At 68.5% G+C, this 1,172-nt stretch carries 1 protein-coding gene; it reads right to left on the bottom strand.

Features of this window, described 5'->3' with window-relative positions:
• Positions 1-1,080: IS1249 family transposase (locus tag ACWXWW_RS17810; RefSeq protein WP_455971318.1), on the bottom strand; the 1,080-nt coding region annotated here is incomplete at its 3' end.
• Positions 1,081-1,172 lie beyond the last annotated feature (92 nt).

Here is a 1,172-nt window from a genome sequence, read left to right as displayed (position 1 = left end):
GCGGGCCCAGAGGCCTTCGGTGGCGTCGAGGCCTTGCCCGTAGAGGGTGGGGGTGATCTGGTCGTCGTGGCGGGGTTCGGGTCGGGTTTCGGGAGTGATCGGCTGGGCGAGGTCGAGGGCTTGTTCGAGCGGGAGCTCTCGGGTCGCGAGGAACCACTCGACCGCGCGGCGGCGGCGTTCCTCGGTCATGCCGCGGTGGCGGCGCAGGAGATCGCGGATGCGGGCGTTGAGGCTTTCCAGCGCGGAGGTCGTGCGCGGGTTGCCGTAGGTGATGTGGGTGAACAGCACGTCGTTGCGGACAACGAGGCGCACCAGCAGCCAGGCTTTGCGGAGCCGGTCGTGGGTGAATCCGAATCGGCCGTTCTTGAGCAGGGTGCGTTCCCGGGTGAGGTGCCCGAAGGTCTGCCACCACTGCTCGAGCCGCAGCTGCCAGTCGATCGCGGCCTGTTCGTCGAGGATGTCGCTGAGGTCCATGACCAGGCGTCGTAGCGCTCGGCCGGCGTTCGTGCGCGGGTTGCGGGTGAGATGTCGGGTGATGTTCATCTGGAGGTGGAACAGGCACCGCTGGTGCTTGGTCTCGGGCCAGGCCTGTCGCAGTGCCGAGGGGAGTCCGGAGCCGCCGTCGGAGACGAGGATCCCCGGGGCGGGGACCTGATCGAGCAGAGCGGTCCATGCGGCGGTGGTCTCGCGGGCGCACCACTGCCAGGCCAGGACGCGTCCGGTGTCGGAGAGCGCGATGAGCAGACACCAGGTGCCGATCCAGATGCCGTCGACGAGGACGGCGTGGTAGATCGTCTCGGCCGGGCCCAGTCGGGGAGACAGATCCCAGCACCAGGCGGTGCGGCGCCGGAACGATCGACCGGAGGCGGTGCCGTCGGCCTCGGCTTGGGTGGCCTTGCCGATCAGCCACGACACGAACTCCCGCAGCTGCTCCCGCCGGGTCACGTCGGGACGCCGACGGGTGCTGGACGCCCCGCAAGACGGACACCGCCAGCGTTGGGTGCCCGAGCGGTGACGGCCGTTCTTGACGAGCTTGATGCCGCATACCAGACAGGTGGTCGAGTTCGTCGCAAGGCCCACGACTAAGGGTCGCGGACCATAGCGATCCCCGTTCTACCGCGAGATTCCGCGGCTAGATCGAGAACCCATCCACTCCTTTTGGCCTATAACCC

The sequence above is a fragment of the Microbacterium sp. KNMS genome (assembly GCF_053851835.1).
This window is presented reverse-complemented; position numbering and strand designations above follow the sequence as displayed.